Here is a 6,603-nt window from a genome sequence, read left to right on the forward strand (position 1 = left end):
TCCAACGAGAACGCATGTTGGCAACAGACGACATCGAGTTAGTTCACCTCAGTAAACTGGTCGATCAGGCGACGCTCACGTGGGTCACGTTGTGCATTCTTCACGCGATCACTCTCACCTTGGATTACACGCTCGTGAAGCAGTGGAATCACAGCGTATTGCTCAAGGATTTTGCTTTCTGCTTCGATGATCGCTTGTTGGCGTTTCTCACCCAAAGGTTGACGATCAGCGTGTTTCAATGCTGCGTCCACTTCTTCAGAGCAGAACTGACCTAGGTTGTAAGAACCTTTACAGCTAAAGTCACTTTGCATGTACGCCACTGGATCGCCAGAATCCAGCACCGTTGCACGTGACAACAAGAACGCATCGAACTTACCTGCTAGTGCATCGTTTTCGATTTGTGCGTATTCACGAACGTCTAGCTCAACCACAAAGCCAGCCGCTTCAAGTTGTTGCTTTAGCAGCACCGCTACTTCTGGCAACTCAGCACGGTCGGTAAATGTACCGATGGTGATCTTCTCTCCGTTCGCGTGGCGCATTTCCATGGTTTCCATACGAGGGTTCGCATCACGAATTGGTTGAGCCCATGCCAATGCAGGACCTAACAAACCTTTTGCTGAATCGGCGTGGTTCTCGTAAACCGTTTTGATGATTTGCTCACGGTTAACCGCTTGAGCCGCTGCTTTACGCAAACCGAACTGGCTAAACACATCTGATTTATTGTTTAGGTAAAGCGTGTTGGTACGTGGCATTGCAACTTCATGCAGTTGTGAAGATTCCATCATCGCGATTTGCGAAACAGGAACGGCTTCAACTACATCCGCCTCACCGGTACGTAGTGCAGCAGCACGAGCAAAACCGTTTGGTACGTATTCCGCAAAAATGCTATCTACTTTCGCTTTTTCACCCCAGTAACCATCAAAACGCTTCAATTTAGCGCTGGTTGTCCCGTTGATTTCTGTCAGAACGAATGGGCCCGTACCCGCATTGATTGGCACAACACGACCGTTTTCTTGATATGCAGCACCAGAAAGGATCGCTAGCTGTGGGCTAGAAAGACGGCTTGGCAACAGTGGATCGTTAAAGGTCGTTTTGATTTCAACAGTGAAGTCGTCCAATGCGCGAACTTGCCATTCGATACCGTCCAAGATGCGTGGTTTAGGTGCGGCATCTAATGCTTTTTGCAGAGAGTTCACGACCGCGTTGGCATCAAGCTCAGAACCATCGTGGAATTTCACGCCTTTACGTACCTTAAATTGCCACGTCATTGGGTCAACTTGTTCCCACTCTGTTGCCAGCATAGGCTCTGCTACCGACTGATCGTTTAGGTTCACTAGCGTTTCTGCCGTGCTCCAACGTGACAGTTTGAACGCGTCATCTGAAAATGGCGACAAACCTGTGCGTGGTGGTTGCATCATGGCAACGCGAATTTCCGTTGCTTGCGGTGCAGCTGCTTTTCCCGCTTCTGGCTTGCTTTCGCCAGAGTCAAAACAACCCGTCAGCAGTGCGCTTAAAGCCAGCGACAAAGCTAACTTGGGAGTACTAAGGTGCATAAGAAACCTCTCCAATGGTTTTTGTGAATTCATTACTTTTGTGTTGAGCTCTCATCAAGGCTCTCGTGATCAAGTGTGATGGATTATTTGTCACGTTTTGTGCCGTGCCGTGCTCGACAACGCGTCCTTTGTCTAACACTAGGATTTCATCGCATAGGGTTTGTGCCGCATCGAGGTCATGTGTCACCAAAATCAGGCGCATCTGACGACTCTTTTGAATGCCTGCCAACAGGTCGAGAATCTGTTTACGACTGACGGGGTCTAGGCTGCTGGTTGGCTCATCGGCAACCAAAACACAAGGCTCGACAATCAAAGCTCTGGCGATAGCCACACGTTGCGCTTGCCCAACCGATAACTGCTGCGGGTTACGCTCCAACAATGTGAGATCTAAACCGACATCCGCCAAAACCTTTTCCACCTTCTCGTTAAGCTCTTGCGTTAAACCAATATTGCTTAGCGGCTCCAGTAAGATCTGACGAACGGTGTAATAAGGATTCAAGCTCGACTGCGGCTCTTGCGGAATCAATTGAATGTGCTGACACAACTCTTGGCGCTGCTTAGCCGAGCTACGCGATAGCGGATAGCCACACACATACACTTCACCAGATGTGGGTTTACGAAGACCAAATAGAAGTTCAATCAAGGTCGATTTACCCGCGCCAGAAGGACCAACAATCGCAATGTTCTTTGTGTCGATGGCAAGATCCAATTGTTCGAGCGCTTTAAACGGTTTGCCCCCCAACCAATTTGGTTTGGAGTAATAGTGAACACTGGCTTGCTCAAAGCGAACTTCCGCCGATTTAGGCTGCGTGTGCCCGCTCAAGTTGTGCTTAGTCAAAATAGGCTCCAGAGATGAGGTTAAGGCAGCAGTTGCGCAAGTTGTTGGCAGAAAGGATGCGAACTTTGCTGAATGGCTTGCCATGGTGCGCCATAAGCCACCATGGTGTTGTCCGCAATCACCAAGACTTTGTCACACGCCAAAGCCGCAGATAGGTCGTGCGTGATCAACAAACCACTGATGTTGCGTTGCTGAACACTACTGCGAAACAACTCAAGGATCTCCGCTTCGGTGATTGGATCGAGCGCACTGGTGGGCTCATCCGCGATGATCAAGTTGGCACTACCAAGCAACGCGATCGCAATACAAATACGCTGGCGCTGACCACCAGATAGCTGGCTTGGATGCTGCGCCAATGCTGCTTTTGGATCTGCAAATCCGAGTTGAGACAACAAGGTCGTCACCGTGTCTCGGTTTGCTGAAGACAAGCGTGTTTTGTTGCCCGTCAATGCCAAACACAGTTGTTGTTCGACAGACGCCAATGGATTCAGCGCTTTAAGTGCATCTTGGAAAATGACCGCAGGACGCTGCGATTGACTGCGTTGCAGCATGGCAGTTTGTGCGACTTCACTGCTGTTAAGCTGGATACTTCCGTCTACCCAAATATCAGACGGCAAAAAACCTGCGACGGCTTTCGACAACATGGATTTACCAATGCCGGAAGGTCCCATAATGGCAAGAACTTCACCTTGAAACAGCTCAAAAGAAATGTCTTTGAAGAGTGTGCGTTCTGAGTCTATAAGGCTGAGATTATTAACGGAGAGTATTGGTCGAGAAATCACGGCATCAAACTAAATGTAATAATATAACATCACAAATAATATCATGCGGGTTAAAGCAAGGAAACCAGTCGGAAAGGTTATTTCATCACCTTTTTCAGATTTATCAACAAGGGCAGATAGCTCCCCCCCTTGTGATAAGAACATCTAAGTTAGGTCATTTGTGACAGTGTGTATTAAAGACACTTTTGTTTAACTTGACCGAGGTATGGAAACAAGAAGACAAAGCGCCCAACGTAGAACAACGTGAATGCCAGCCATAAACCGTGGTTGCCCCAATATTGCACCGCAATAAATTGAGTCACTAAGAACAACACCATGGTTAGAAAGGTAGAGTTACGCACTGGTCGCGTCGTCCCTGTACCGGTAAAGATTCCGTAAAACGTAAGACCAAAACCAGCAACCAACGGGAATGCCAATAACCAAGGGCTCATGTCCAAATACAGCTCAACAAGATTTGGCAAAGTGGTAAATAACGACACCACTTGGTGTTTGAACTGCACTAGCAGCAAGGTCAAGACAACAACGAACGCTGCGGTCCATTGCGTGTTTAGCTTAATCACGTTATCAAGCAATGTCTTATTCTTCTGCCCTACTGCTTTACCTGCAAAGACGCTCGACGCATTCGCCACACCGTCGAACATGTAGCTGACGATAAAGGTCACTTGCATCAAGATTGCGTTCGCAGCAAGCACATCAGAACCAAGCTGAGAGCCTACACGCGCCATCATGTTGAAGAACACCAATAGACACACAGTACGAAGCAGCAGATCCATATTGGAAGACGCGATGACTTTGAGATCTTTACGCGTCATTTTTGCGGTCTGAATGTAATCAAACAGCGGGAAGCGACAGGTTTTCAACACCAGCACTGCACCGATAACAAACGTCGAGATTTGCGCGATAAGTGTCGCCACCGCAACACCAGCAATCCCCATATCGAAGTACAACACAAATACGATATCCAGCACGATGTTCAGCACGTTACCAAACACTTGCGTGAACAAGGTTTCTTTGGCTTTCGCCTGCCCCATCAACCAACCAATCACGGTGTAGTTCAGCAGTACAAATGGCGCACCAAAGATCATAATATCGAAGTAAATCTTAGCGTTTTCGGCCACGACTGCATCAGGGGAGATAATCAGCTCTGCCCCCATCCAAATCACGGACTGCAACGCAATGAAAATCAAGCCAAGGCAGAGCGAAAGCACGAAAGGACGCAATAAGCTACTCGCTTGATCCTCTGGGCTATTTTTACCTAATGCGATTGCACTTTGCCCGGTAGTACTGACGCGGAAGAAGCCAAACAGCCAATACAAGGTATTCATGATGACGGTGCCGATCGCTACACCACCAATCATCTCAGCCACACCGAGTTTACCGATCACCGCGGTGTCCACCGCCCCCAATAATGGTTGGGTAACAGTAGAAACGATGAAAGGAAATGCGATTTTAAAATAGTCTTTATGAGTCAGGGACATCTTAAATTATGAACGGGGTTAATTTTTTATAAGGTCGCTATCATATGCGAATGGCGTCCGAACATGAACCAAAGTTCGCCAGCAAGGAATAGCATTGATAATTGATACAACCAGCAAACGTATTCTCATACCAAAGCTTGAAATAGGATAACGACTTATGAGAAAAGCCAAGTTAACTGCATATAAATGAGTTTCTAGTTTGGAAAGATTAGCGTTTGGTTGAGCATGGCAGATCAGAATGTATCTGCCATGTCATAACGGTAGTGATTGGTGAAAAGAGACCGTACAGATGATATTTAATGCTTGTGGGTTTCATCTGACAATGTTTAGGTCGATACCAAGCCTTATGTTCTGTAAAGCACCTTTACAACATGCCAACCGAACTTGGTTTTAACTAAATGCGGCGTTAACACTTCGCCAGAAAAGCACACTTTGTCGAACTGAGGTACCATTTGACCACGGCGGAATTCACCAAGGTCACCACCGCGTTTGCCTGACGGGCAAGTTGAATACTTCTTCGCTAATGTCTGAAACTTAGCGCCTTTTTTCAGTTGCTTGATTATGTCTTCCGCTTGCTCTTTGTGCTTCACAAGAATATGTAATGCGGCTGCTGTATTTGCCATTGATCTATCTCTCACTATTCTGGTCGCGCAAGTGTACCCAATCCTTTTTAACAGACCAAACATTTCTTAATAATAGCTCAGCGGTAAAGGCCCCAATACACGAGGAATATAAAATCGTCTACATAATGAGTTTAAAATACAAACAAGTTTTGCTCAGTTAATCACTATTCTCTAAAAGATTGTCTAAAAAGCTCACATTTGTCTCTCCGATGGTTGAAGCCTTCGTCTGATAAGATTAGATTAGACACAATTCGGTGGTATTTATAAGGTTATTTTCATGGCAAAAGTCGTAAGCAAAGCGAATCAGTCTCAGGGCATGTTGATGTTTAAGCTCACCCTGCAACAGAGTTTCGCTATCGGTACGCTAAAAGTCCGTGAAATCGTCCCATACATGCCAACGACGAAGATCCCTTACTCGCATCATCACGTCATTGGAACAGTTACGATACGTAACTTAACAGTACCAGTGATCGATATGTCAGCAGCTGTTGGCTTTCGTCCTATAAGTGAAGAAGAATATAAAAGCTGCTACTTGATCGTGACAGATTGCTTGCGAACCGTGGTTGCTTTTATGGTTCGTAGTATAGAGAAGATCATTGAGTGCGATTGGAAAGCTATTGAAACGCCACCTCCGAGCGCTGGAAAAAATATTTTCGTGACTGGAATTACTCGCTACGAGGACAAAACTGTTCAAATGCTGGATGTGGAGCTGCTACTTTCCAAAATTTATCCGCAGTACGAGAATTCAAAGATCCCAATGCTGACAGATATTGAGCGAGAACGCCTAAAAGCACTCAGTATTCTATTGGTGGATGACTCTTCCATCGCTCGTAAACAGCTGTGTGACGCACTCGATAGCATCAATATTGGGTATCAAATCTGTAAAAATGGTTTAGATGCATTGGAACTGATGAAAAGTGACGCTGCGGCTCATCGCCCAATTGATATTCTGGTCAGCGATATTGAAATGCCCGGATTAGACGGTTATGAATTAGCATTTGAAGTTCAGAATAATTCCTCTCTGAACCATTCATACCGCATTTTACATACATCGTTATCGAGCGAAATCTGTGTAGACAGAGCTCACCAAGTTGGCGCGCATGAGGCACTTGAGAAGTTCAATGCTGGAGAACTAATCGAAGCGATGCTTCGCGGAGCAAAAGAGCTAGAAGCCAAAGCTATGACTTCTTAACTCTTATTGGACGAGTTGATTTGAGAATATAATGCAGTACTTGTCCTATCCCTGATGCTCACATCCGCTAATTTCTCAGCTCACTTCTTTGGCATCGCGTAACTACGAGAAACGAATTCCGTCTCTTTGACTTGGTG

General features: G+C 46.2%; 6 protein-coding genes. 1 reads left to right on the top strand and 5 read right to left on the bottom strand.

From position 1 onward, the window contains the following. Positions 1-38: 38 nt before the first annotated feature. From IQR33_RS02170 to ppiC, 5 genes are all read right to left on the bottom strand, one after another. Entirely contained in the window at positions 39-1,553 is a 1,515-nt protein-coding gene (locus IQR33_RS02170) for an ABC transporter substrate-binding protein (protein WP_193837193.1), read from the bottom strand. Then, positions 1,543-2,391 (bottom strand): ABC transporter ATP-binding protein, encoded by an 849-nt coding sequence (locus IQR33_RS02175; RefSeq protein WP_193837192.1) that lies wholly within the window; start codon positions 2,389-2,391, stop codon positions 1,543-1,545. Before IQR33_RS02175 ends, IQR33_RS02170 begins: the two co-directional genes overlap by 11 nt. A 20-nt stretch (positions 2,392-2,411) precedes the next feature. Next, the gene (locus tag IQR33_RS02180; protein WP_193837191.1) at positions 2,412-3,173 is read right to left on the bottom strand and encodes an ATP-binding cassette domain-containing protein; all 762 of its coding nucleotides are present in this window, start codon (positions 3,171-3,173) and stop codon (positions 2,412-2,414) included. Between the two features lie 173 nt (positions 3,174-3,346). After that, complete coding sequence (locus tag IQR33_RS02185) at positions 3,347-4,651, bottom strand: MATE family efflux transporter (protein WP_193837190.1); 1,305 nt, start codon at positions 4,649-4,651, stop codon at positions 3,347-3,349. 344 nt (positions 4,652-4,995) lie between these two features. Beyond that, a complete protein-coding gene (gene ppiC, locus IQR33_RS02190; RefSeq protein WP_080276970.1) occupies positions 4,996-5,337 on the bottom strand; it encodes a peptidylprolyl isomerase PpiC in 342 nt (113 codons plus the stop codon). Positions 5,338-5,551: 214 nt separating this feature from the next. Here ppiC and IQR33_RS02195 point away from each other — a divergent pair, with 214 nt between their 5' ends. After that, a complete protein-coding gene (locus IQR33_RS02195; protein ID WP_005385059.1) occupies positions 5,552-6,466 on the top strand; it encodes a chemotaxis protein in 915 nt (304 codons plus the stop codon). Positions 6,467-6,603: the final 137 nt, after the last annotated feature.

This window comes from Vibrio sp. OPT46 (assembly GCF_015163535.1).
Lineage (GTDB): Bacteria > Pseudomonadota > Gammaproteobacteria > Enterobacterales > Vibrionaceae > Vibrio > Vibrio alginolyticus.